22 protein-coding genes are annotated in these 23,525 nt (G+C 42.6%); 14 read left to right on the forward strand and 8 right to left on the reverse strand.

The genetic code is table 11. From position 1 onward, the window contains the following. Positions 1-40: 40 nt before the first annotated feature. Positions 41-844: a TIGR00730 family Rossman fold protein gene (locus tag HXT34_RS02195; protein WP_415682919.1), complete on the forward strand. Its 804-nt coding sequence runs from the start codon at positions 41-43 to the stop codon at positions 842-844. A gap of 1 nt (position 845) precedes the next feature. Here the strand turns inward: HXT34_RS02195 and HXT34_RS02200 are convergent, their stop codons facing one another. Continuing rightward, complete coding sequence (locus tag HXT34_RS02200) at positions 846-1,940, reverse strand: succinate dehydrogenase/fumarate reductase iron-sulfur subunit (RefSeq protein ID WP_421785286.1); 1,095 nt, start codon at positions 1,938-1,940, stop codon at positions 846-848. Positions 1,941-2,393: 453 nt separating this feature from the next. On the opposite strand from HXT34_RS02200, the gene HXT34_RS02205 reads away from it, so the two are divergent. From HXT34_RS02205 to HXT34_RS02235, 7 genes are all read left to right on the forward strand, one after another. Further along, positions 2,394-3,191 (forward strand): 16S rRNA (uracil(1498)-N(3))-methyltransferase, encoded by a 798-nt coding sequence (locus tag HXT34_RS02205; RefSeq protein ID WP_415687164.1) that lies wholly within the window; start codon positions 2,394-2,396, stop codon positions 3,189-3,191. Positions 3,192-3,304: 113 nt separating this feature from the next. Further along, on the forward strand, positions 3,305-3,667 hold the full coding sequence (locus HXT34_RS02210) for a histidine triad nucleotide-binding protein (protein ID WP_004106318.1): 363 nt from the start codon (positions 3,305-3,307) through the stop codon (positions 3,665-3,667). A gap of 3 nt (positions 3,668-3,670) precedes the next feature. After that, positions 3,671-4,864 (forward strand): PhoH family protein, encoded by a 1,194-nt coding sequence (locus HXT34_RS02215; RefSeq protein ID WP_421785288.1) that lies wholly within the window; start codon positions 3,671-3,673, stop codon positions 4,862-4,864. A gap of 3 nt (positions 4,865-4,867) precedes the next feature. Then, a complete protein-coding gene (ybeY, locus tag HXT34_RS02220; RefSeq protein ID WP_415682922.1) occupies positions 4,868-5,428 on the forward strand; it encodes an rRNA maturation RNase YbeY in 561 nt (186 codons plus the stop codon). Positions 5,429-5,448: 20 nt separating this feature from the next. Then, a complete protein-coding gene (locus tag HXT34_RS02225) occupies positions 5,449-6,948 on the forward strand; it encodes a hemolysin family protein (protein ID WP_421785291.1) in 1,500 nt (499 codons plus the stop codon). 22 nt (positions 6,949-6,970) lie between these two features. Further along, complete coding sequence (era, locus tag HXT34_RS02230) at positions 6,971-8,032, forward strand: GTPase Era (protein ID WP_421785293.1); 1,062 nt, start codon at positions 6,971-6,973, stop codon at positions 8,030-8,032. 266 nt (positions 8,033-8,298) lie between these two features. After that, entirely contained in the window at positions 8,299-9,585 is a 1,287-nt protein-coding gene (locus HXT34_RS02235; RefSeq protein ID WP_415682925.1) for an AMP-dependent synthetase, read from the forward strand. Between the two features lie 408 nt (positions 9,586-9,993). Here HXT34_RS02235 and HXT34_RS02240 read toward each other — a convergent pair whose 3' ends face one another. Next, the gene (locus tag HXT34_RS02240; protein ID WP_012914232.1) at positions 9,994-12,042 is read right to left on the reverse strand and encodes an AMP-dependent synthetase/ligase; all 2,049 of its coding nucleotides are present in this window, start codon (positions 12,040-12,042) and stop codon (positions 9,994-9,996) included. Between the two features lie 337 nt (positions 12,043-12,379). Between HXT34_RS02240 and HXT34_RS02245 the strand changes: the two genes are divergently transcribed. The 3 genes from HXT34_RS02245 (at position 12,380) to HXT34_RS02255 (ending at position 15,293) form a co-directional block, all read left to right on the forward strand. After that, complete coding sequence (locus HXT34_RS02245) at positions 12,380-12,997, forward strand: 50S ribosomal protein L25/general stress protein Ctc (RefSeq protein WP_415687173.1); 618 nt, start codon at positions 12,380-12,382, stop codon at positions 12,995-12,997. A 277-nt stretch (positions 12,998-13,274) separates the two neighbouring features. After that, positions 13,275-14,444: a branched-chain amino acid aminotransferase gene (locus tag HXT34_RS02250; RefSeq protein WP_004106516.1), complete on the forward strand. Its 1,170-nt coding sequence runs from the start codon at positions 13,275-13,277 to the stop codon at positions 14,442-14,444. Between the two features lie 138 nt (positions 14,445-14,582). Further along, positions 14,583-15,293 carry a trimeric intracellular cation channel family protein gene (locus tag HXT34_RS02255; protein WP_415682990.1) on the forward strand — a complete coding sequence of 237 codons (711 nt, stop codon included), beginning with the start codon at positions 14,583-14,585 and terminating at the stop codon, positions 15,291-15,293. Positions 15,294-15,385: 92 nt separating this feature from the next. On the opposite strand, the gene rpsT is transcribed toward HXT34_RS02255, so the two are convergent. Then, positions 15,386-15,646 (reverse strand): 30S ribosomal protein S20, encoded by a 261-nt coding sequence (gene rpsT, locus HXT34_RS02260; RefSeq protein WP_004106518.1) that lies wholly within the window; start codon positions 15,644-15,646, stop codon positions 15,386-15,388. A 703-nt stretch (positions 15,647-16,349) separates the two neighbouring features. On the opposite strand from rpsT, the gene lepA reads away from it, so the two are divergent. Genes lepA through HXT34_RS02275 form a run of 3 tightly spaced genes read left to right on the forward strand, consistent with a single transcriptional unit; the run spans position 16,350 to position 20,062 of the window. After that, positions 16,350-18,230 carry a translation elongation factor 4 gene (gene lepA / locus HXT34_RS02265; protein ID WP_415682928.1) on the forward strand — a complete coding sequence of 627 codons (1,881 nt, stop codon included), beginning with the start codon at positions 16,350-16,352 and terminating at the stop codon, positions 18,228-18,230. Continuing rightward, positions 18,227-19,549: a radical SAM family heme chaperone HemW gene (hemW, locus tag HXT34_RS02270; RefSeq protein ID WP_421785296.1), complete on the forward strand. Its 1,323-nt coding sequence runs from the start codon at positions 18,227-18,229 to the stop codon at positions 19,547-19,549. Before lepA ends, hemW begins: the two co-directional genes overlap by 4 nt. A 57-nt stretch (positions 19,550-19,606) precedes the next feature. Continuing rightward, positions 19,607-20,062 carry a tripartite tricarboxylate transporter TctB family protein gene (locus tag HXT34_RS02275; RefSeq protein ID WP_421785298.1) on the forward strand — a complete coding sequence of 152 codons (456 nt, stop codon included), beginning with the start codon at positions 19,607-19,609 and terminating at the stop codon, positions 20,060-20,062. Positions 20,063-20,191: 129 nt separating this feature from the next. On the opposite strand, the gene HXT34_RS02280 is transcribed toward HXT34_RS02275, so the two are convergent. The 5 genes from HXT34_RS02280 to HXT34_RS02300 form a co-directional block, all read right to left on the reverse strand. Continuing rightward, positions 20,192-20,470, reverse strand: a complete 279-nt coding sequence (locus HXT34_RS02280) for a type II toxin-antitoxin system YafQ family toxin (RefSeq protein ID WP_415682931.1) — start codon at positions 20,468-20,470, stop codon at positions 20,192-20,194. A 2-nt stretch (positions 20,471-20,472) separates the two neighbouring features. Then, a complete protein-coding gene (locus HXT34_RS02285) occupies positions 20,473-20,817 on the reverse strand; it encodes a type II toxin-antitoxin system RelB/DinJ family antitoxin (protein ID WP_415686801.1) in 345 nt (114 codons plus the stop codon). A 224-nt stretch (positions 20,818-21,041) separates the two neighbouring features. After that, positions 21,042-21,491: a Panacea domain-containing protein gene (locus HXT34_RS02290; protein WP_415682933.1), complete on the reverse strand. Its 450-nt coding sequence runs from the start codon at positions 21,489-21,491 to the stop codon at positions 21,042-21,044. A gap of 149 nt (positions 21,492-21,640) precedes the next feature. Further along, a complete protein-coding gene (locus HXT34_RS02295; RefSeq protein ID WP_415682934.1) occupies positions 21,641-22,573 on the reverse strand; it encodes a LysR family transcriptional regulator in 933 nt (310 codons plus the stop codon). 177 nt (positions 22,574-22,750) lie between these two features. Then, a complete protein-coding gene (locus HXT34_RS02300) occupies positions 22,751-23,401 on the reverse strand; it encodes an HAD family hydrolase (RefSeq protein WP_415682935.1) in 651 nt (216 codons plus the stop codon). Positions 23,402-23,525: the final 124 nt, after the last annotated feature.

Raw genomic sequence — 23,525 nt, forward strand, 5'->3', positions numbered from 1 at the left:
TATTTTCAAAATATTTGAAAGTAAATTTCTAGGAGAAGTCATGTCTGATAGTAAAGAAGATTTTTCAGTAGATGTTCCACCTTGGAATAACACGTATCATCGTGGTTCTGTTGTAATGCGCGGTTCTATGATTCCTAAGGAGAGCACTACAGAAACGCTTCTTCGTAACGATAACAATCAGCAGCTTGTTTCTGGAGTTGGTGTAGAAGTAGATAAGAGATGGGATTGGCGTAGCGCGGATCCGTGGCGTGCGCTACGTATTCAAGCTGAGTTTGTTGATGGTTTTGACGCGCTCGCATCGTTAGGTAAAGCTGTTAGTATTTTTGGCTCTGCTCGAATAAAAGAAAACGATCCCGAGTATTCTTTAGCTCGCACTATGGGTTCAGAGCTCGCAAAACGCGGTTTTGCTGTTATTACAGGTGGCGGTCCTGGAATTATGGAAGCTGCAAACCGTGGAGCTACAGAAGCTGGTGGTACGTCTGTAGGATTGGGGATTGAGCTTCCTCATGAGCAGGGTTTGAATAAGTGGATTAATCTTGGCATGCAATTTAGGTATTTTTTTGTGCGTAAAACAATGTTTATGAAGTATTCTTCTGGAATTATTGTGTGCCCTGGCGGTTTTGGCACGATGGATGAAATGTTTGAAGCTTTGACTTTAGTGCAAACTCATAAGGTTGCGCGCGTGCCTGTTGTTCTTTTCGGTACTTCGTATTGGAATGGTTTGATTGACTGGCTGAAGTCTACAGTAACTCAACGAGGTTTTATTTCTTCATTAGATCCGCACTTGTTTGCTGTCACAGACGACCCAATAGAGGCAGTGCGCATAGCATCTGGAATTGAATAATCTAAGAGTTTTTGCGCTCGTTTACAAGCGTTGTAAGCTGCCAAATTTCTTCGCCAATATCAATTCCGCGAGGGCATTGTCTTGAACATGCTCTAACTGACTGGCATGCGCTAATACCGTCACTGCTGTCTATTAGATCAAGACGATGCTCTGTTGCGTTGTCTCTGGAATCGTAAATAAAACGAGCCGCATTAACCAATGCTGCAGGCCCAATAAAGGCTTCTCCGCCTGCATAAATTGGGCAAATTCCTTCGCAAGCACCGCACATAATGCAATTGCTCAAAAGCTCAAATTTTTTAAGTTCCTCAGGATGTTGCAAAAACTCAATAAGCTGGAGTTTCCCTTCAGTGTTTCTCGTAGAAACGTTAGATGCTTGCAAATAAGGTTCTAAGCGTTTTATTTGCGAAATCATAGGCGAAATATCGCAAATAAGATCTCGCTGAACTGCAAATCCTGAAAGTGGAGCAAGCTCAATAACACCAAAAGTGCCATTTTGCAAAGTGGTAGTCTCTTTAGATTTTTGTTGTAAAGTTTGCGATTTTTCCGATTGCGAGGAGCTGCTAGCAGTGCCAGTTTTTCTAAAGCCTCGAGATTGCACGCTATCTGTGCTTTCAGGACGTGCGTTTGCGCCAATAGTTGCACTGCATAGTAAGGTTGGCATGCCATTTACGTTTGCAGCGTCAGAACCGCAAACGCCGTGACCGCATGAGTATCGGAAAGCTAAAGTTGGGTCGATTGTGCGTTTAATAGCTAGTAAACAGTCAAGAATAGTGTCAGTAGAATGAACGCGTAAACTGTAATCTTGAACCCAATGCTTACCTTGAATTCGTTTTGGAGAAGATTCGTAAGATTCGGAAGATTCACTGGATTCACTAGATATTCTGGATTCACTAGATTTTGAAGAATTATTTATGTTATTTTCTGAAGAATCTAGTTTTGCGAAAGGATTACTGCGCTTTCTGCGCGCAAAAGGACTTTCTCTGCGCTTGTGCTCTGTCTGTTTACTGTTTGAATCATCTTCAGATTTATTAAATGGAGTAAAGCGTGAAATACGCAAAGTAACAAGCGCAGTGTTATCACCAAGCTCATTACTCATTGCAAACCTCCAATACGTACTGTTCTAGTTTGCCACAATACTTGCACAGAACTAGAACTGATTGCGTCGTTATTTAGTCGCGTGGATATTCGTGTGGTAGAGATTTGAGATTTTTCGCACTGAGCGCGGCGAACGTCAGAGCCGCAGGCTGCTGATTCGCCAAGCGAAGAAGAAAAATCGAAAAATCTCTGCGATTGAATGAGGTTATTAACGATTAAACACGCAGAGTTTGGGGGATTTCTCTACGAGCACTAAAAGAGGACTGAGGAAGCAACATTCCTTAAAGAACAAAGCAGACAGTAAAACCTTTAACAGCCAAAGCGACTGAAGGACGGGACGTGCGAGGAGAGAAATCCCACGAAACTCGCGCCACATTAAACGAATTGTAATATAAACTTGTAGCTTGATTACTGTTTTTGAAGTTTGTCTTGCTCCTCACGTTAGGCTTGAACTATGACTGACGCTTTATTTTTGCTTGATACTGATCACGATAATGCTCCTGTGCTTGCAGAAGGAATCGAAGAAGGGTGGACGATTGCGCTTCCATCTCAAGTAAAACGTCACGCTATATCCGCAATGCGGTTATCAGAAGGCGATGCTTTGCAACTTTCTGACGGCAAAGGCTTGCGCATTCACGCAAAAGTTACGGATGTCGAAAACGGCTTGGTTCGTGTAGAAGCATTTACTAGGGAAGCTCCTCGCATGACTAGACTTGCGCTTGTTCAAGCTTTGGCAAAAACAGGTCACGATGAGCAAGCAATTGATATGGCTACGCAAATTGGCGTGGATGAAGTAATCCCTTGGTGTGCGGATCGTTCAATTGCAAAGTGGAAACCTGGTCGCACAGATAAGCGTTGGAGTCAGGTTTTACAGTCTGCTACAGAGCAATCTCGCCGAGCATGGATGCCTGAACTTCAAGAATGTGTTTCAAGCAAGCAAATAGTGGCAATATGTAGACGTGCGTGCGTTTACGGAAATCTCGTAGTTGTATTGCATCAAGACGCAACTGATTGCTGGAATCAAATAGAACAAGCAGTAAATACTCTTAGCGAGCGCTGTTTGGAGGATGGTAAAGAGCGTACTGTTTACGTTTTGGTTGGGCCAGAAGGCGGTATTAGTGACGATGAAGTGTCAATGTTTATTGATGCTGGTGCTAAAAGCTGCGTTTTAGGCAGTAATATTCTTCGCGCATCTACTGCAGGTCCTGTAGCTCTTTCTCTTCTTTCGCGCGCTTTAGGACGTTACGAATAATCGCATAAATCGTATCTAAAAGTGCTCATAATTGTGTAAAATAATAAGAAGAGCGTCGATTGCTTTTTGGCTTTTGGCGTTGATTTCATTTAGTAACAAATAGGGGAGAAACAATGAGTGATATCACTTACAATACTGATGCTGATTGCATTTTTTGTAAAATTGTTGCTGGGGAAATACCGAGCAGCAGAGTTTATGAAGACGATTCGGTAGTTGCTTTTAAAGATATTAATCCGCAAGCAAAAGTGCATGTGCTGATTGTGCCACGCAATCACTATAAGAATGTTGCTGAGCTTGCTAGTAAAGCTCCTGAAACTTTGGCTCATATTGCTGGTGTCGCACAAAAAATTGCTGATGATGAATTCAACGGTGATTATCGACTCGTATTTAATACTGGTATTGATGCTGGTCAAACAGTGTTTCATGTTCATGCTCATGTATTGACTGGCGAAAAACTTGTAGAAGGTAGCTTGTAAACCGTGACGAAAAGTACTACGCGTTTTGTGCAAATTCCTAGCGAATTAAGCTCGGTTGCAGTTTTAGGTGCTGCAGATGCTGGTTTGCGTGAAGTAGAACATGCTTTTCCAGAAGCAGATATTACTGTGCGAGGCAAAGATGTTCAAATTGTTGCTCGTTCAGCTAGAGCAGATGAAGATGCAGCTAAAGCTGAGTATGCGTTTAGGCGCATGATTGATGCAGCTTACGAACAACCTATGGATGCGTACGAAGTAAGACGCATGCTTGAGCGTGATATTTTGCATAACGATGAACACAATGTGCGTATAAACCGTATCGGTCATGATGGTGGAGTGCTTGGAAATAGTATTATTTCTTCGTCGTATGCAATTAATAATTCTGTTTCGCGTGCTGAAAATGAGTTTTCAAGAGATTCAAGTGAGCTGTTGCCTTCTAACGAAGAAGCGCATCGCCGTGCTATGAGCAGAAGAGCTCGAATGAGTAAAGGCGTGATTACGTTTGCTGGAGGAAATCCTGTTCGCGCAAAAACTGCTGGTCAAACAGCGTACGTGCAAGCAATGGATTGCAATATTGTAACGTTTGGAATTGGTCCTGCAGGTACCGGAAAAACGTATTTAGCAGTTGCTAAAGCTGTTCGTGCATTGGAAGATGGAAGAGTTCGCAGAATTGTTCTTACTCGTCCTGCTGTTGAAGCTGGCGAAAACTTAGGATTCTTGCCTGGTACTTTAAACGATAAAGTTGATCCATATTTGCGCCCACTCTATGATGCACTTTCTGACATGCTTGGATCTGCACAATTAAAACGCTATCTTGACGAGAATGTTGTTGAAGTTGCTCCTCTTGCTTATATGCGAGGTCGCACATTAAACGATGCTTTTGTTATCCTTGATGAAGCACAAAATGCGACTGTTCAGCAATTAAAAATGTTCCTAACTCGACTCGGTTTTAATACAACCATGGTGATTACAGGAGATAGTACGCAAGTTGATTTAGCAGTTGTGCGTTCTGGTCTTGTTTCTATTGAGAAGATTTTGGGCGAAGTTAAAGATATTGCTTTTGTGCATTTGCAAGCAGAAGACGTTGTGCGTCATGCTTTGGTTGGTCGTATTGTGGAAGCGTACGAAAATTACGATGCAATGCTTGAGCGTAAAAAACGTGAACGTACTAAAGAATCTACTGAGAGGAATAACGGATAAATCATGAGCATTGAAGTCATGAATGAAACAGTGTGGAATATTGACGCTAAAATCTTCTCGGATCTTGGAATATGGGTTCTTCAACAAATGAAAGTAAGTACGCATTCGGATTTATCGATTACTTTTGTTGATCCAGAGCCAATTGCTTGTTTGCATGAACGTTGGATGAACCTAGAAGGCCCAACGGATGTTATGAGTTTCCCAATGGATGAGCTTACTCCTGGAAGCGATGAAAAAGTTTCTGAAGGAATGCTTGGAGACTTGGTGATTTGCCCTTGGGTTGCTCAACAGCAGGCGCTCGCAGCTGGGCACAGTACTATGGAAGAAATGTTGTTGCTAACTATTCATGGTATTTTGCATTTGCTTGGCTACGATCACACTACTCCGGAAGAAGAAAAGCAAATGTTTGGTTTGCAACGTCAACTAATGCTTACTTTTTTCGCTGCTCGATCTGGAGAATTGTATGATGCAACTTTGCCAGAAGGTGCAGTAAACGAGCTTGAGCGTTACGATGCTGAGCATGAAGCGAGTAGCGTCAAAAATAAAAATAAAAAACAGCATTAAAGCGCATTAAGAGCATAATTATGGAATATATTAAGCAAATATTTTCTAGCATATCAGTTCCGCAATTGCCGTTGCATATCTGGATTGGTTTAGCTGCATTGCTTATGCTGGCAATGCTGCTTGTATGGCTTTCGCTTGCAATGGCTGCTGCAGAAGGTGCAGTGCCTAGAGTTACTCGTGCAAGCTTAAATAATCTTATGATTGAAGCGCAAACGCATGATGATGAAACTAGTGCCATAGTGCGTATGCGCCGAATTGCTAGAATCCACCGCGTAAAAAAGCTGATTGCTGACCGTTATATAACTTCTGGAGCATGTGCTTTTGTGCGTGTTCTATGCAACGTTTTAGATGGAGTTTTGTTTGCTTCTTTAGCTGCATTTTTCGGCTCGCCTTTATGGGTAACTCTTATTATTGGTGTTGTTGTTTCAGTAGTTGTAGCTGTGATTTCTATTCTTGTTCGTCCACGTTCAGTTGGTGCGGCTCAACCTGTAGCAAAGTTGATGCGACTTTCTCGCATTGTGTCTATTGCTATTGCGATTAATCCTTTAGTGCATATTGCTAGCGATGTTGACGTCACTTCTAGGAAAAAGCATGTTGATCTTTCAGATGATGAAGCTTTGGAAGATATTCAGCTGGATCAAGCAAAGGCTAGTATTGACCGACTTGTTGAAGCGAATGATTTCGATCCGGAAGTTTCGGAAATGATGCGCAATGTGCTCACGCTTTCAGATACTTTGACTCGCGAAATAATGGTGCCTAGAACCGATATGATTTGCGTAAAAAGTGACGAAACGCTGGAAAATTTCCTTAAATTATGCTCTCGCTCAGGATTTTCTCGAGTTCCCGTTATTGGAGATTCTGTAGATGATTTAGTAGGCGTTGCTTATTTAAAGGATGCTGTACGCGCTACTGTGTTTAATCCTGCAGCATCTTCTAGGGCAGTTGAAACAATTAGCCGAGACCCTATGCTGGTGCCGGAGTCGAAGCCGGTTGACGATTTATTCCATGAAATGCAACGAATTCGCCAGCATGTGGCAGTTGTGGTTGACGAATACGGCGGTATTGCTGGCTTGGTTACTATTGAAGATGCTATTGAGCAAATTGTTGGCGAGTTGGAAGATGAGCACGATCGCACTCAGCATGCAGATCCAGAAGAAATACGTGACGGTGTGTGGAAAATGCCTGCTCGAACGTCAATCGCAGATTTGGAAGATATTTTTGAAGTTCATATTGACGAAGACGATGTGGATACTGTGTTTGGTTTGCTTACGAAGTTGATTGGTAATGTGCCGATTGTTGGCTCTAGCGCTGTTACGAGAGGACTAAAATTAACTGCTGTAGATTCAGCTGGTAGGCGAAAGAAAGTATCTACTATTTTAGTAGAGCGAGATGCGCAAGTTTTGGAAGAGTCTAAGGATAATCAAAACGATATTAGCTCTTCCGAAAAATCTGCTGAAAGCAAACAAACTAACGCTTTGAAGCAAGCTAGTACTATGAAACAAACGAATATGATGAAATAAAGAACTGGACGGTAAGAATAACGTGAATAATATTAACAACTTTGACGACGCTGATGACTTCGATGGCACTGATGATTTCGACGACGAGATGTTTGCAAATCTAGACGCTTCAACTCACGCAACGATTTCTACTCCTGATTTTCACGGTTATCGTTCCGGTTTCGTAGCTGTAGTTGGTAGACCAAATGTTGGTAAATCAACGCTTATGAATGCTCTTATTGGCACGCAGATTGCTATCGCTTCGTCTCGCCCGGAAACTACGCGTAAGGCTATTCGCGGAATTGTTACAACTGATAATGCGCAAATGGTGTTGGTTGATACTCCTGGTATTCACCGTCCGCGTACGCTTCTTGGTCAGCGTTTGAACGATATTGTTGACGAGTCGCTTGCAGATGTTGATGCGATTGCATTCTTGCTTCCAGCAGACCAGGAGATAGGACCTGGAGATAGGCGAATTCTGAGCCGTCTTCGCTCCGATTTTGCTAAAAAAGATGAGAATGGCAACTGGACTTGGAAAGTTCCGCTTATCGGTATTGTTACGAAAATCGATACGCTTAGCCGCAGCGAGTTAGTTGCGCATTTGCTTCAAATTCAGCAGTTTGACGATTTTACGGATATTGTGCCTGTGAGTGCGTTGGAACGCGACAATGTTGACGAAGTTAAGAATGTTTTGATTCAAAACTTGCCGGAAGGTCCGCAAATGTATCCTGCGGATCAGCTTAGCGAGGAAAGCCCAGAAAGTATGATTTCGGAGCTTATTCGTGGCGCATTTTTGGAAGAATTGGACGACGAGTTGCCTCACTCTTTAGCTGTTGTAGTTGACGATATTGTGTATCCGGGTGGTGGTGATGATACTCAATACGACGACAATAAAGCGCATGTGCTTGTGTCTGTTTATGTTGAGCGCGATTCGCAAAAGCCAATTATTATTGGCCATCGTGCGGAGCATTTAGTGCGCGTAAAGAAGCGTTTGCGCACGGCAGTAAATCGCATTACTGGCACAAAAGCTGTGCTTGAATTGCATGTGAAGGTTGCAAAAGGATGGCAGAGCGACCCTAAGAAGCTTGAGCGTTTGGGATTCTAGGCTATTTTTGGGTTAATTTCGTTATATATGTCTCACTCATGATACATTTGTAACGCTTTTTGACCTAATTTCGTTAGATTTGCATCGTTGGTGAGACATTTGTAACGTTTTTTGGCTGATTTTCGTTAGATTTGTCTCGGAGGTGAGACAAACATAACGCTCGTCGTAAGTCAGCTCAGTCTAGTCTCATTCTGTCTCAAATAGCCTTTATCCACATTGATCGAAATCTATTGTGCATTCATTGCTTATCTCATAATCTCAGGCTTATGAAAAAGTCTAATGTTAAAAGCATGCTCAAAAAAGCTGAGTTTGAGCGTCGTTGTTTTCATCCAATCAGCAATTCGCAAAGGCAGTGTGCTTATAGGTACACTAGGTCAGGATTGCTTGTGAGAGTATTTTCAGGTCTTTATGCAAGAACAGAGTATTGGCAAAATTTGTATACAGCTGAGCAAATTCGCCATATAGCGTTTTCTTTGATGGATATTCATCCAGACTGGAAATTTACAGGTGTTACTGCTGCTGCGCTAATCGGCTACGATGTTGTGAATGATTATGATCACATAGCATATGATTATAAAACTGATTATAAAACTGGTAAAAATCGTGATTGCTCCAAAATGTTGCAGTCTCAATCAACTCCAATTTACGTTCGCACTATGACCAGAAAGTCTGTAAATGATAATCCGTTGCTACGTAGAATTAATGCAACAGGCAGAGAGATGGATGGCACTAGTGATGATGTTCGAATTGTGCGGGGAAGAGAGGGAAGTGGCGGTCGCTTAGTTGCCCTTCCGCATTTAAGCGACAATATAAATTACGAAGTTCGAAGTCATATTGTAGATAAGAGCACAATGCTTTTCGATGTTGCAAATAGCGTTAATTTTAGATTAGCATTGTCGATTTTTGATTCTGCGGCTCGCGATAATGTTGATTTTGCTAAAGTCATTTCTATTTGTGAAAGTCGATATTCGACTTTGGATGTTAATAATTATAAAAGTGTTGCTGCAACAACAACCTCTGATTTATTTGAAAGCACATTTTTTGGAAGGTGCTGTGAAACTAGAGTAGATAAGTTTCTTTCACTTAGACGTCTCTGCTATTTTGCAAGTGGATTAAGCGAAAATGGCGGGGAATCGTTCGCGCGAGGAACGATGATTTCGCTCGGATTTATGGTGCCAGAATTGCAACGCGAGTTTATATTACCACACTCAGGTGGCAAGTATAGGTGTGATTTTTTGTGGCGGCTTCCCAATTCTGAGTTGATTGTTGGCGAGCTTGATGGGCATTCAAAGTATTACGTTGATTCGGATAATTTTATGCATACTAACGTCGATTTTAATTCGTCTTTCGATAATCGAATGTTGCGTAAATCGTACAATCCTAGTGTTATTAATCGCAATATTGACAGGCAGGCTGAGCGTGAAGCGTTGCTTATGAAGGAGTGTGGAGTAAGCAGGATTGTGCGTTTTACCATCCCGGATATTGTTAATCCTAAAAGAATTGAGAGTAAGTTGATTGATGCAGGAATTCCTAGGATTATTAAGATGCTGTGATTTATGCGAGTGATAGTGGCTGTGCGCTGACTTTGTGTCGTTGGATTTGTATCGCGCGTTGTAACGTGTTAACTACATTTTCTGTTTTGCATCAGATTTGTTATATATGTCTCGGAGGTGAGGCATTTGTAACGCTTTTTGACCTAATTTCGTTAGATTTGCATCATTGATGAGGCATTTGTAACGTTTTTTGGCTGATTTTCGTTAGATTTGTCTCGGAGGTGAGACAAACATAACGCATAAGCATGTGGTCGAGGCAAAACGCGGGAGTGTGGGAGGATAGATATGAAACGCGGGAGTATGGGGTAGATACGAAAAACCGCGGTAGACTAGTTAATTACAAGTCAAGCCGCGGCTTTGCGATATGCACTTAGTTAAGTTAAGTTCAGCTAACTTAACTTAAACAAACTACTTTTTGCGCGTCGTATACATTTGCGTATTAAGTAAAGTAGTGTAACGCTTAATAACTCGTGGACGAATAATCTTCATAGACGCAGTCATTAAGCCGTTTTCTTGCGTAAACTCTTCTGGCAAAATAATGAACTTTCGCACAGATTCTGCGCGTGACACGCCTTCGTTGGCAAGATCTATAAACTTTTGCACTTCAGCACGAACAACAGCATTATTAGCAGCCTCTTCCATGCTCATAGTGGCGTCAAGACCTTTGAGTTTAAGCCAATTTCGCAAAGTTTCTTCGTCTAAAGTAACAAGTGCAGAAATAAATGGACGCTTATCTCCAAGAACGAGAGCTTGAGACACAAGTTCGCATCTCTTAATCATCTCTTCAATAGGTCCAGGAGCAACGTTCTTACCGCCAGCAGTAATAATCAAATCCTTCTTACGGCCGGTAATATAAAGCATGCCATCGTCGTCAATTCGTCCCAAATCGCCTGTTGCATACCATCCGTCTTTAGTAAATGAAGTTTCTGTTGCTTCATCGTTTTTGTGATACTTATGGAATACGCAAGTGCCTTTAATTTGCACTTCGCCGTCGGATGCGATTCGCAAAGTAAAAGCTGGGAATGCAATGCCAACAGAACCTTCTCGGAATGGAACTCCAATAGGAGTAAACGCGCATGGTGCGGTAGTTTCTGTAAGACCATAACCTTCGTACACAGGAACTCCTGCTCCGCGGAAGAATGAAAGCAATTCAGGATCTAGAGGAGCTCCACCTGCAACAATCCAGCGTGCGCGACCGCCAAGAGCTTGGCGAAGTGGACGATAAACAAGTGGATCGTAAGCAGTGCGGCGAGCTTTAGTAAGAGCCTTAGCGTCACCAAATTCCTGAACTTCCTTCATATACTGCTGAGCCGTCACAACAGCACCCTGGAAAGCCAAGCCTTTAGCGCCGTGGCCAGCCTTCTGCGAAGCTGCGTTATAAACCTTCTCAAGAACTCGAGGGACAACAATCATAACTGTAGGTTTTGCAACTTGCAAATCGGAAATCAAAGTAGGAATACCTTGAGCAATATAAATGCGTAACGTACTTGCAACGACAATATAGTTAATTGCTCTTGCAAAAGAGTGCGCTTGAGGAAGGAACAGAAGCACAGATCCGTCTTTTTCGCTAAGCAAATTTGGCAAGTAAACAGGCAAATTCAACGCTGTAGTGCAATAGTGTTCGTGAGTCATTTCCACACCTTTAGGTGCAGCTGTGGAACCAGAAGTATAAACAATAGAGCACAAGTCTGTTTTCTTTACAGAATCAATGCGAGCGTCTAGTTCCTCATCGCTAACAGCGTATCCGAAAGCTTGAAGTTCTGCCAAGCCGCCTGTTTCAATGCAAATAATGCGTTCCAAGCTTGGGCATTCTTCAATAGCTCCGTCAGCTTTATCTCGCATGTCAGTTGTTTCAACAATAAGGAAACGCGAGTCGGAATTATTCACAATATTGCGAATTTGCTCAGCTGAATCCGTGTCATAAATAGTTGCAAGAACACCGCCGCAAGCCATAACTGCTGCGTCTGTTACATCCCACTCGTATGATGTTTTGCACATAAGAGCAACGGCGTCGCCTTTGCGCAATCCGTAGTGCATCAAACCTTTTGCAGCATCGCGTACTTCTTGAAGGAACTGATTAGCTGTTTTTGTGACCCACTTATCGTTTTCTTTATAAGTGTAAAGAGGATCGTCGCCCATACGTGCTGCGCGATCTGCGTATAAGTCATAAATGCTTGTGCCTTCGTCAAGAGGTGCTGCGCTTTCGGTTTTTGTGGTCAGCAAGCCTGTTTCCGGATCGATAAACGTCGTTGTTGGCATTTGCGCGCCCCACTCTTCTACGTGTGGAAGGCGTTGCTTTTGTGAAAGTAAAGTATTTGTGTTTTCTTGATCCGTATTAAGGTAGTCTGGTTCGCCTGCACGGTCATCGCTGACTGGGTGCGCGAAGTTACTGCCAATACGCAATGCTTTACGGGCAAGATTAAACGCTTGCTGTTGGAGTGCATTAAAAACGGACACATTTGCTCCTTCATTATGCCAAACGGCTTGCGGATTAAGCGCACATCATAGTATCATGCTATGCGCTTGCATACTATTAACTATAATAATCGCTTGTATGCTCAAGTAGCAGTTATATTCGATTTGATTAGTAATAATTTTGTATTTGCCATAAGTCGTAGCCTGTCGTTAGAATAGCAAAGTTGCTTTGGCGAGGGAATATGCCACTAGCTTGCGATTAGCTTGTTGGCAGAGTTCCGTTATCGACTGGGCTGATAGCCTCTTATGGTTTTCGGCGCGTCGGTGCGCCTGAAGCTGGATTAACAAACTAAACTATCCAGACCATAAGGAGACCGATATGGCTACAAAAATTGCTCTTGAAGGTGAATTGCGCACTGAGTTTGGTAAGGGTGTTGCTCGTCGTTTGCGCGTAGCTAAGCTGATTCCAGCAAGCCTTTATGCTGGCGGTGCTGAACCAGTGCATGTTACTCTTCCAATGCGCGAAACCACTTTGGCTTTGCGTCACGCTAATGCTTTGTTCACTATTAAGTTTGGCGATGAATCTCGCATTGCAGTTGTTAAGGATGTTCAGCGTAACCCTGTTAAGCGCATTGTAGAACACATTGACTTCTACGAAGTTAAGGCTGGCGAAAAGATTGACGTTGAAGTTCCAGTCTTCGTTGAAGGTACTCCAAAGGGTGCTGCTGTTGCATTCGTTGACGTTCAGGAGCTCAAGGTTCGTGCAGACGTTGCTAACTTGCCAGAGCGTTTGGTTGTTAACGTTGATGGTTTGACCGACGGCACCAAGGTGTTTGCTAAGGATGTCAAGCTTCCTGAGGGTGTTGAGCTCGATATGGATGGCGAAGAATCCGTTGTGAGCGTCACTGTTCCTGAAGATGCTGCTACAGCCGAAGCTGCTGCTCCTGCTGCAGATGCCGCCGCTCCAGCTGCTGCTCCTGCTGCAGAAGAAAAGTAAGTTTAAAATAAGTTAACGTATTTAATTACTAATTAACTTATAATTTATAACTTATAAAATAGTTTAAAATTTTAAGCCGCATAAGTCAGTTCTTATGCGGCTTTTTCGTATAAAATCATTGAATTTTCTAAATAAATTTTAGTTTAAAGCGTATTTTTTGAAATATTTTTTGAAAAATTTTGGCGTGTAAGTTTTGCGAAAAACAAGAATCGTATTATTCTATACGTTAATTGCGGTAAAAGGCAAGTAGAAATAATCCACATAGAAAAGAGACATAATGGCTGATTTAGAAGTAGCTCCAGAGTTTTCTGACGCTTATGAGTCTTATGATCATAGCGATACAGCTCTGTTGAACAAATTGGCTGGCAACTTTGAAGTTCTGCCGAATGATAATCCAGTTTCGGACGCAAAGCGCAACGAACTTATTGATAAGCCTGCTTTCGGTCAGATTTTCTCCGACAATATGGTTCATATGTCTTGGACTAAAGGCGAAGGATGGTCTGATCGTCGTGTAGAGCCTTACGGTCCATTGAAAATGGATCCAGGTGCATCTGTGTTGCACTATGCTCAGGAATGCTTTGAAGGTTTGAAGGCTTACAAGCGCGCTGATGGCTCTATTTGGCTTTTCCGCCCAGATATTAATGCTGCTCGTTTCCAAAATTCTGCTAAGCGTTTGTATTTGCCAGAACTTTCTATTGACGACTTTATTGGATCGGTTGCAGCTTTGGTAAAGCGAGATAAGCAATGGGTTCCAAGCCGTCGAGAGTATACGCTTTACATGCGTCCATTCATGTTTGCTTCTGAGCCATTCCTTGGTGTGCGTGAAGCTCATGAAGTTGAATACTGTGTTATTGCTTCTCCATCTGGTCCATACTTCAAGGGTGGTTTGAAGCCTGTTAGCATTTGGGTTGAAGATCAGTGGTTCCGCACTGGTCCTGGCGGTACTGGTTTTGCTAAGTGCGGCGGAAATTATGCTGCTTCCTTGCTTGGTGAATACAAGGGCATTGAGCACGGTTGTGAGCAGGTGTGCTTCGTTGATGCTGCAACCAAGACATATTTGGAAGAGCTTGGCGGCATGAACATGTTCGCACTCCACAAGGATGGTCATTTGGAAACTCCATCTCTCACCGGCAGCATTCTTCCTGGCGTTACACGTCGTTCTTTGATTCAGCTTGCTGAGGAAGCAGGTCATAAGGTTGTTGAAACCATGATTCCTCTTCAAGGATTGCTTGACGACATTCGTTCTGGCGAGGTTACTGAAGTCTTTGCTTGCGGTACTGCTGCAATCATTACACCAATTGGTCGCTTTAAGTCCGATGAATTCGACCTTAAAGTTGCCGATGGTGGCGTCGGTGAGTTGACTCAAGCTTTGCGCGACGAGTTACTCGGCATTCAGCTCGGTGATGTCGAAGACAAGCATAACTGGATGTGGAAAGTTTGCGACTAATTTATATAAGTTAGTTAATATTATCTAATCTAATATTGCTTATGGCGCGTCGTACTCTATATTTAGATATCGTATAGAGTGCGGCGCGTCTGCTTGTTGCGCGCAATGTTTCGGTGAATTTGTTTGAAGGGAAATGCTTTGGAAGGCGCGTTAGGGGACAACATCTTCTTTCTTATAGTTGAGTATGTTGCTATGGGATGTTGTGGAATGGTTGGTGGCATGTGGGCTATTCGTAAAAAGTACGATGTTTTTGCCATTATTGCCACTTCTTGGATCACTGCGTTGGGCGGCGGAATTGTGCGCGATGTTTTACTTGGAGCGTTACCGCCTGTTGGTATTGCTGATCATGGTTTTGTGATTACTGGATTGCTTTCCGGTGTAATTGTTGCAGTTGCGCACCCGGAGATTGATAAGTGGCGTTGGTTTATGCTTACGATTGATGCGCTAGCTTTGGGATTGTTCGCTGTGAACGGCACAGCAAAAGGCTTAGATTTTCATATGTCGGGCACGACTTCAGTATTTTTAGGAATGGCAACTGCTTTGGGAGGCGGTTTGATTCGCGACATGATTTTGAACCAAGTTCCTGTTATTGTGCGAGATAAGCATTGGTATGCTTTACCTGCTGCTTTTGGATGCGTATTAACTGTTTTTGTTGTAAAAGCAAAGCATGCAGGTTACTTTGGTTTAACTGTTGAAATATTGCTTGATATTCTTATTGTTGCTCTTGTTGTTGCAATGCGCTTGTTGTCTGTGAAACTAGATTTAACTTTATTTGGAGCAATGAATCGCACAGAACCTATTAAGGTTAGACGTCCTCGTATTCGTCGTATTAATAATCGTCGTCGTTAATATTGCATGCGATGATAAAAATAATCCCCAGCACCGATTGGCGCTGGGGATTTTTCCTTACATGCTGTGTTATGCAGTTACCTGCACAAACTTCACAGAGCGTTAATCGCTACAGCAAGACCAGACTTGCGGTTTGCAGCCTGATTCTTATGAATCACGCCACGACCTGCAGCCTTGTCAAGCTTCTTAGCGGCTACTGCGAAAGCGGCCTGCGCTGCAGCCTTATCACCAGCGGTGATGGCTTCACGAGTAGCACGAATAGCGGTCTTCAAAGCAGACTTTACTGCTACATTACGCTTGTGTGCTTTCTCGTTGGTGAGAACACGCTTTTTCTGCGACTTAATGTTTGCCACTGTTACTCCAAACGACGTTTGCTATATAAGGACATACAAAGAGTAAGCATAGCATGCTTCTTGGATAACGTTATTACTTACTGTGGCGCGAGTTTTGGGGACTGGTTTTTGGCTGGCGGGTTTCTTTGTGTGGCTGTGATGTGTGGTGTTGCTAGCGCGACGACATGCTTGAGCGCAGCATTGTGCGCGCGAAAGCAACTCGGAGCGTGAGCTTGCTCAGGCGGAAAGTCCAGTGGACTTTCCGTGCAAGCTCAGCCGAACGGCGATTAGCCGTGAGGACAGCGCTCCGCTCTTATACCTTATTTGGACTTAGCGGTTGCGTAGTTAAGTTTAGTTTTTTACTTACTTTTTCTGCAAAAATAGTATTCGTCAATAATATTATTACTATCGTTCCGCTTTTATATTGCTCGACCAAGCAACACCCACCCCTCACTCGTTAATTCCAATCACAGTCGTTTTTGGTGTGGTAGGAAGAGTGTCTGGTGTGACGCATGCAGTGGCACGGATGTTAGTGTTCGCTAATCAACAGGAATCAGCGTCTGCAGAGCACAACTGCAAAGCTTCATAAGCATGCAAATATTCAATAAGTGCTAAAAATATTGATTTATATTATAAACTAGGGTAGTAGAGTTGGTAAGATTAATTACTTGCGTAGCTTACGCAATTTAATATTATCCGCGTATTTAATAAGGAGATGCTTGCTTTGATTACACCGCATAACCAGCCAGGATTTACGGATCAATCGTTGATACGCAATTTCTGCATTATTGCGCATATAGATCATGGCAAGTCCACTGTAGCAGATCGTATTTTGCAACTTTCAGGAATTGTGCCAGAGCGTGAAATGCGAGACCGTTTCTTGGATCGCATGGATATTGAGCAAGAGCGCGGTATTACTATTAAATCGCAGGCTGTTCGCGTTCCTTGGACTTTTGAAGGCAAAGAGTATTCGCTTGGAATGATCGATACTCCTGGTCACGTCGATTTTACTTACGAAGTTTCGCGCGCGCTGGCAGCATGCGAAGGTGCAGTGTTGCTTGTTGACGCAACTCAAGGCATTGAAGCGCAAACGCTTTCTAATCTTTATATGGCAATCGACCACAATTTGACGATTATTCCTGTGCTTAACAAAATCGATTTGCCTAGCGCTGAACCAGATAAGCATGCTGAAGAAATAGCTGGATTAATTGGTTGCAAGCCGGAGGACGTGTTGCGCGTTTCTGGTAAAACCGGCGAAGGTGTTAAAGACTTACTTGATCAAATTGTGCTGGAAGTTCCAGCCCCAAGCGGCAATCCTGATTCTCCTGCTCGCGCTCTTATTTTTGATTCAGTATACGATTCGTATCGCGGAATCGTCACATATATTCGTATGGTTGATGGCGAGCTTAAGTCGCGCGAAAAATTGCATATGATGGGAATCGGCATGACGCACGATCCTATTGAAATCGGCGTTATTAGCCCAGATATGACTCCAACTAAGGCGCTTGGAGCAGGCGAAGTAGGCTACGTAATTACAGGCGCAAAAGACGTGAGTCAATCTAAAGTTGGCGACACTATTACTAGCGCCGTAAATCCCGCATCCGAGCCTTTGGATGGCTACCGCGATCCTAAACCTATGGTTTACGCAGGTCTTTTCCCAATTGATAACGCGCAATTCCCAGATCTTCGAGATGCTCTCGACAAGCTAAAACTTAACGACGCGGCTCTTATTTACGAGCCAGAAACGTCTGTTGCGTTGGGCTTTGGTTTCCGTTGCGGATTCTTAGGTCTTTTGCACATGGAGATTGTTTCCGAGCGTTTAAGCCGCGAGTTTGGCTTGGATCTTATTTCCACTGCTCCTAACGTAACTTACGATGTAACTAGTGAAGACGGCAGTGAGCATCATGTAACGAATCCTAGCGAGTTTCCAGAAGGCAAGATTAAGCGCATTATTGAGCCAATGGTTGCTGCAGATATTATTACGCCGAAAGAATTTATTGGTGCTGTAATGGATTTGTGCCAGGAACATCGCGGAGAAATGGGCACAATGGAATACATTAGTGCAGACCGCGTGGAAATGCATTACAGGATTCCTCTTGCAGAAATCGTTTTTGACTTCTTTGATCAGCTTAAAAGTCGCACAAAAGGCTATGCTTCTCTTGACTACCACGAAGATGGCGAGCAGTCTGCGGATCTTGTGAAAGTTGATATTCTTATTCAGGGAGATAAGGTTGACGCTTTTAGCGCAATCGTGCACCGAGATAAGGCTTATTCTTACGGCGTTATGATGACTAAGAAGCTTCGTGGACTTATTCCTCGTCAGCAGTTTGAGATTCCAATTCAGGCGGCAATCGGCTCTAGAATTATTGCTCGCGAAACTATTAGTGCTCTTCGAAAAGACGTGCTCGCTAAATGCTACGGCGGCGATATTACGCGTAAACGCAAGCTTCTCGAAAAGCAGAAGGCTGGTAAGAAGCGCATGAAGATGCTCGGACACGTTGAAGTTCCGCAGGAAGCATTCGTTGCGGCTTTGGCTACAGACGAGAGCGCAAACGACAGAGACACTAAAGATAAGATTCGCGCAGCGCAAAAGTCTGAAGGATGAGTTTAGAGTTGGATGCTGAATTAAATAAATCAGCTATGCAAACTAAAAGTATGCCTTTTGAAGTGTACGTGCACGTGCCGTTTTGTTTGCGTCGCTGCGGTTATTGCGATTTTAACACGTATACAGCTCGCGATTTGGGTGAAGGTGCTAGCCGCGAAGGTTATGCGGATGTTGCGATTCAAGAGATGCGTCTTGTAAAAAAATGGCAGGAATATCACGGAATTTTCGAGCCTAAAGCGCAATCTGTTTTCTTCGGTGGAGGCACTCCAACAGTTCTTAAAGCGCAAGATTTAGTGCGAATTTTGCAAGAAATACGTAACTTGTGGGGGTTTAATAAAGACGCGGAAATAACTACTGAAGCAAATCCGGATACTGCAGACGAAAAGTATATTGAAACGCTCGCAGAAGGCGGATTTACGAGAATATCTTTCGGAATGCAATCAGCAGTGCCGCATGTTCTTAAAACTCTTGACCGTACGCATACTCCAGAAAACGTAACTCGCGGTGTAAAAGCAGCAAACGCATGTGGTTTGCGTTCAAGTGTTGACTTGATTTATGGCGCTCCGGGAGAGAGTCTAGACGATTGGCGAAAGTCAGTAGAAATGGCTTTAAGCCTAGGTGTTAACCATATTTCTGCATATGCGCTAACGGTAGAGCCGCGCACAAAAATGGGCCGTCAAATCGCTGCTGGCACTATTCAAGCGCCAAACGACGATGATGAAGCTGCAAAATACGAGTTGGCAGACGAGCTTTTTAGTTCTGCTGGATTAGAGTGGTATGAGATTTCTAATTGGGCGCGTCCGGGTTTTGAGTCTCGTCATAATCTTGGATACTGGCGAAACATTGATTGGGCTGGAATCGGTCCTGGAGCGCACTCGCACTACAATGCTGCAAATCACATTAGTAAACAAAGCATGGATGATAACGCTTCTTTAGCTAATTCAAACGAGTTTTACAATCTTCGATCATGGGATATTTTGCATCCAAAACATTGGGCTCATGCTATCAACGCAGGAAACGTGCCGTGGCAAAACTACGAATGTATCAATGCAGAAGATGCGCTTATTGAAGAAGTAATGCTTGGGCTTCGCATTAAAGAAGGGCTTGATATTTCGCAATTGTGCGAAAAAATGCGCGAAACTAATAAGGTGTTCGATGATTCGCATTTGCAAAAAGTGTTACGCGAAGTGTGTAAGGAAGATTTGGCAGTGTTGCACGAAAATCGCATTATCGCAACGCGCAAGGGTAGGCTGCTCAACGATTTATTAATAGAAAGAATTGTTGACGCGTGTGAAGAAGGTCTTACCGTGCTAAAATAGTGCGTATTGCGTCATAAATGCTTGATATACGAAAATTCAATGTAGAAAGGAACAATCATGGCAAACCGCAAAGAGCGTCGTGCGAAGGAAAGGCAGAGTCGCAAGGGGATTCCTTCTCAATATGACGAAACAAAAGGTCGCGCTCGCGGAGGCATGATTGACGAATACAATTTACAAGAACGTTCTAGAAGACTTCAAGAGAGGGGAACTGGTCCTTGGAAGCCAACTTCTAATGTTACAGCTGAAGAAGAAAGAATTGCTCGAAATATTCGTCGAACTGAATCAGTAGACGACACTTGGAACGCAGTTCGTAAGGTTATTGGCGTTTGCTCGTGGGCTGTGATTTTGGTTTCCGCACTTGCTTTCTTGGTAATAATGTGGCTTCCTAATCAGCCTATTGTGCTTGTTGTAACTGTTGCAGTTCTGTTTGAGCTGGGCGTATTTGGCTTGTTCTTTAGCTTTAGTAATTCTAAACAGAATCCGCGCCTTGACGAGCACGGCACCGCGATTTAGGTTGATTTAGGTAGATTTAGTTCGATTTAGGTTGATTTAGGTGTGTTTATAAATAAATAAATAAAACTGTTTTTAATGAATTAAGGTGGGCACTTGTAACACAATGTGCTCGCCTTTATTTCTTAGAATCTACTCGTTGAATACGTCGGAGTGTGTTCCTGTGCGAGAAGCAGTTAAAACAAGCTCGTTTTCCTTAATTATGTAAATAAGCAGCCAGTCTGGTCTTACATGGCATTCGCGGAATCCTCTGTATTTGCCTTTAAGTGGATGATCTTGGTACGATTCGTCAAGAATCTCTTCGTTGCGTAACTTTTCAAGTAATATATCAACAAGATGTGTATCGTATCCGCGCTTTCTGATTCGCTTCATGTCTCTTTTAAACTGTGAAGTGTACGTTAAAGTAAGCATAATTAATCTTCCTTAAAAACGTCGTCCATCATCTCGGATACTGAGTTATAGCGTTTTGCTGGAATTTTTCCAGATAGAATATCTTCGGCTTCCTTAAACGCGGCGATTGTTTCTTTATTGTATTTTGGCTGCTTTAAGTCGAATGGGAGTCCTTCTACCATAAGCGACTTGTGCAAGAACATGTTGATTGCATCGCTAAGAGTTATGCCGAAGCTGGCGAATAATTCCTCTGCTTGTGCTTTAACATCCTTTGTGACGCGCACGTTGATGCTTGCGGTTTTTGCCTGTGTCTTTGCTGGTGTTGCTGTTTTTGCTGCGGTTGCCGTTGCAGTTGCGCTGATTGTCATAATATGCTCCTTGATTTTATGTTTATAGTGCTTTACTTCTATAAGTGCGTTAATTTTGTCTGTTTTTCTAGTTTTTGATATTCATCTATCAACTTTTATTACATTCTACAATGTATTATTTTGTTTTACAATGCACTATAAACGTTTTACAAAGTATCACGATTGTATTACGTTTGCTGCCTGCTGTTTTTGCTACAAGCTACGCTTCCCGCCTATGTGCGCGCTTACACAATAGGATGATTTACATAGTAGTCGTGAATTGACTGCTTCGAAATAATCTCTTCGCTGCCCTTATCTTCTGGCACACCTATTCTCGCGCGAATCCACGGATCTTCTTTATGCGTTCTTTCGCTGAGCTGATTTCCTGTAAGATTTCCCAGTTTCGCGCACACTTCCTCTATGATTTTCACCTGCTTATAGTCTAAAGTTGCGCATCTTTCTGGAAGAGAAATCAGTAGTTCTTCTTTGCGAATTGTGAATCTTCCTCGATGTCTGTTAAATAATTCCAATGAAACTGGACCGTTCGTCCAAGCTTCAAAATCTTCCGGGAATAGCGACAATCCAGTTGTAGCTAAGCTGTGCGCTTGAGAATAATACACAAGCTTTTGCAGCTTCATAGTTGTCATTGGCCCCATAATTTCCAATATTTTTGCCGCTACGTTAATAATGCCCATCGCGCACCTCCTTTTTCTTCGCAACAAATTAATAGCGATTTTATGAATGGAAAAAGTGAGCGTCAATTCGATTAAAGAAATGTGGACAACTTTTATTATGCGTCGTTTTTTAGCTTGTGTTATTTTAGCTTGTGTTATTTTGGCTTGCGTTAATTTTGTGAATCTATAAGCGTGTAGCCATGTCTTACAAGCACAGATTTAAGTTGTGTAAGATAAGCGAGTGAAGCTTTTGAAAGCTTCGTGCGTTCGTTTGTAATCCAGCCAACAAGCATAGTGTCATCGCACTCAAGCGGAATAGTGACGATTTTTTCATTGTTTAAATCGCCGTTATCTATTCCAGTGCAAACAGTGTAACCATTCAATCCAATAATAAAGTTTAAAATGGTAGCGCGGTCAGAAACGTTGATTTTTTTCGGTGGGCGAGTAGGCCAAACAGCCTCTTCTGCGAAGAAGAAACTTCCTTCTTCTCCCTGTTCGTATTGAATAAACGGATACGGTTTCAAATCTTCCAAGCTCAAGCTTTTTCGCGCTGCAAGCGGATTATTTCTAGAAAGAAAAACATGCAATTTTGCACGGAAAAGCGGGTGGAACTCCAAATGTTTTTCACGAAGCAGCTTGCCGATTACATCCTTGTTGTAGTCAGAAAGATAAAGAATTCCAAGGTCTGCGCGCATATCGCTTACTTGCTTAATAATATTTTTTGTGCGCGTCTCGCGAATTGAAAACTCGTATTCGTCAGAATGAATACTGCGAATCATGTCGACGAATGCTTCAACAGCAAACATATAGTGTTGTGTTGCAACGCTGCATAATTGTGGGCGAGGCTTAGTACTTTTGTAGCGTTCTTCAAGAAGATCTGCTTGCTCAATTACTTGTCGAGCGTACGTCAAAAACTCAGCTCCATCAGCTGTTAATGCAATTCCTTGAGTGGATCTAGTGAAAATCTCAATATTAAGTTCTCTTTCAAGCTCTTTTACAGAAGAGCTCAATGCTGGTTGTGAAATATATAATGCTCGTGCTGCTTCGTTCATTGAACCGCAGTCAACGATTTTTACAATATATTTCAGTTGTAGCAAAGTCATATGAGCTTCTTTCGTGAGCTAAAAGTTAAAATAATTATCAAAAATCACATAAATGAGCCGCTAACGAATCTAGCAAAAGGTATAGGCATAACCTAATTATTAGTTGCTATAACTATAGTTGCTATAACCTTAGTTTCGCATGACCTTAGTAATATAACCTAAATATTTAAGCAATTATTAAAGATTTACTCCTACTGAAGCTAAATCCTTACGCGCTTGCTCTGCGGTTGTAAAAACAAATCCATGCATGCCAACTCTATGAGCTCCATCAATATTTGCTGGCTTATCGTCGAAGAAAACAGTTGTTTGCGGATTCAATCCAAATCTACTTATAGCAAGTTCAAAAATTTCCGGTTCTGGCTTATGCAAATGCTCAACACCGGAAATAATAGTTCCTTGCAAAAGAGTAGAAAGTTCTGGGAATTTTTTAAGCGCCAACGGGAAAGTTTCTTTAGACCAATTCGTTAAGCCCCACACGCCGTATCCAGCTTTACGTAAATCATGCAATAAATCAACCATTCCAGGCATCATGCGCGTCAAAACTTGGTCATAATGAGCGCAATACCAGCGGAAAGCGCAGGCAAGCTCGCTTCCAAAGCGACGCTCGTATTCAGGCATAAGATCTTTCAAAAGCTCGCCGCCATCCATGCGGTCCTCAAATTCATAGAAGCCGGCTAAATCGTTCTTTCCAAAGCTTCCATTAGGGCAAATAGTATCAACTAAATTCGGGAATTGCTTTTGCAAACAGTTTCGGCAATTCCATTCGAGTAGAACTTTGCAATAGTCAAACATGACGTCATGAATCTCAATATTTTGTGCGTTAGTCATTTGTTTCTACGGCTCCTATTTGTTTCATACGTTATTTTATATTCGCGTATTTTGTTTTGTGCGTTAATCTTGCTTGTTAATTTTGCTTGTTAATCTTGCCCGTTAATTTCGTGCGTTTAATTTT

The organism is Gardnerella sp. DNF00983 (assembly GCF_049244265.1).
In the GTDB taxonomy this organism is placed as follows: Bacteria; Actinomycetota; Actinomycetes; order Actinomycetales; family Bifidobacteriaceae; genus Bifidobacterium; species Bifidobacterium vaginale_J.

What these genes read in the sequence shown, in the direction of transcription:
- HXT34_RS02290 (WP_415682933.1), bottom strand. Translation starts at nt 21,491, where the DNA reads ATGGGCATTATTAACGTAGCGGCAAAAATATTGGAAATTATGGGGCCA.
- HXT34_RS02205 (WP_415687164.1), top strand. Translation starts at nt 2,394, where the DNA reads ATGACTGACGCTTTATTTTTGCTTGATACTGATCACGATAATGCTCCT.
- hemW (WP_421785296.1), top strand. Translation starts at nt 18,227, where the DNA reads ATGAGTTTAGAGTTGGATGCTGAATTAAATAAATCAGCTATGCAAACT.
- HXT34_RS02250 (WP_004106516.1), top strand. Translation starts at nt 13,275, where the DNA reads ATGGCTGATTTAGAAGTAGCTCCAGAGTTTTCTGACGCTTATGAGTCT.
- HXT34_RS02235 (WP_415682925.1), top strand. Translation starts at nt 8,299, where the DNA reads ATGAAAAAGTCTAATGTTAAAAGCATGCTCAAAAAAGCTGAGTTTGAG.
- ybeY (WP_415682922.1), top strand. Translation starts at nt 4,868, where the DNA reads ATGAGCATTGAAGTCATGAATGAAACAGTGTGGAATATTGACGCTAAA.
- HXT34_RS02200 (WP_421785286.1), bottom strand. Translation starts at nt 1,940, where the DNA reads ATGAGTAATGAGCTTGGTGATAACACTGCGCTTGTTACTTTGCGTATT.
- HXT34_RS02275 (WP_421785298.1), top strand. Translation starts at nt 19,607, where the DNA reads ATGGCAAACCGCAAAGAGCGTCGTGCGAAGGAAAGGCAGAGTCGCAAG.
- HXT34_RS02245 (WP_415687173.1), top strand. Translation starts at nt 12,380, where the DNA reads ATGGCTACAAAAATTGCTCTTGAAGGTGAATTGCGCACTGAGTTTGGT.
- HXT34_RS02295 (WP_415682934.1), bottom strand. Translation starts at nt 22,573, where the DNA reads ATGACTTTGCTACAACTGAAATATATTGTAAAAATCGTTGACTGCGGT.
- HXT34_RS02210 (WP_004106318.1), top strand. Translation starts at nt 3,305, where the DNA reads ATGAGTGATATCACTTACAATACTGATGCTGATTGCATTTTTTGTAAA.
- HXT34_RS02280 (WP_415682931.1), bottom strand. Translation starts at nt 20,470, where the DNA reads ATGCTTACTTTAACGTACACTTCACAGTTTAAAAGAGACATGAAGCGA.
- HXT34_RS02300 (WP_415682935.1), bottom strand. Translation starts at nt 23,401, where the DNA reads ATGACTAACGCACAAAATATTGAGATTCATGACGTCATGTTTGACTAT.
- HXT34_RS02285 (WP_415686801.1), bottom strand. Translation starts at nt 20,817, where the DNA reads ATGACAATCAGCGCAACTGCAACGGCAACCGCAGCAAAAACAGCAACA.
- HXT34_RS02195 (WP_415682919.1), top strand. Translation starts at nt 41, where the DNA reads ATGTCTGATAGTAAAGAAGATTTTTCAGTAGATGTTCCACCTTGGAAT.
- HXT34_RS02225 (WP_421785291.1), top strand. Translation starts at nt 5,449, where the DNA reads ATGGAATATATTAAGCAAATATTTTCTAGCATATCAGTTCCGCAATTG.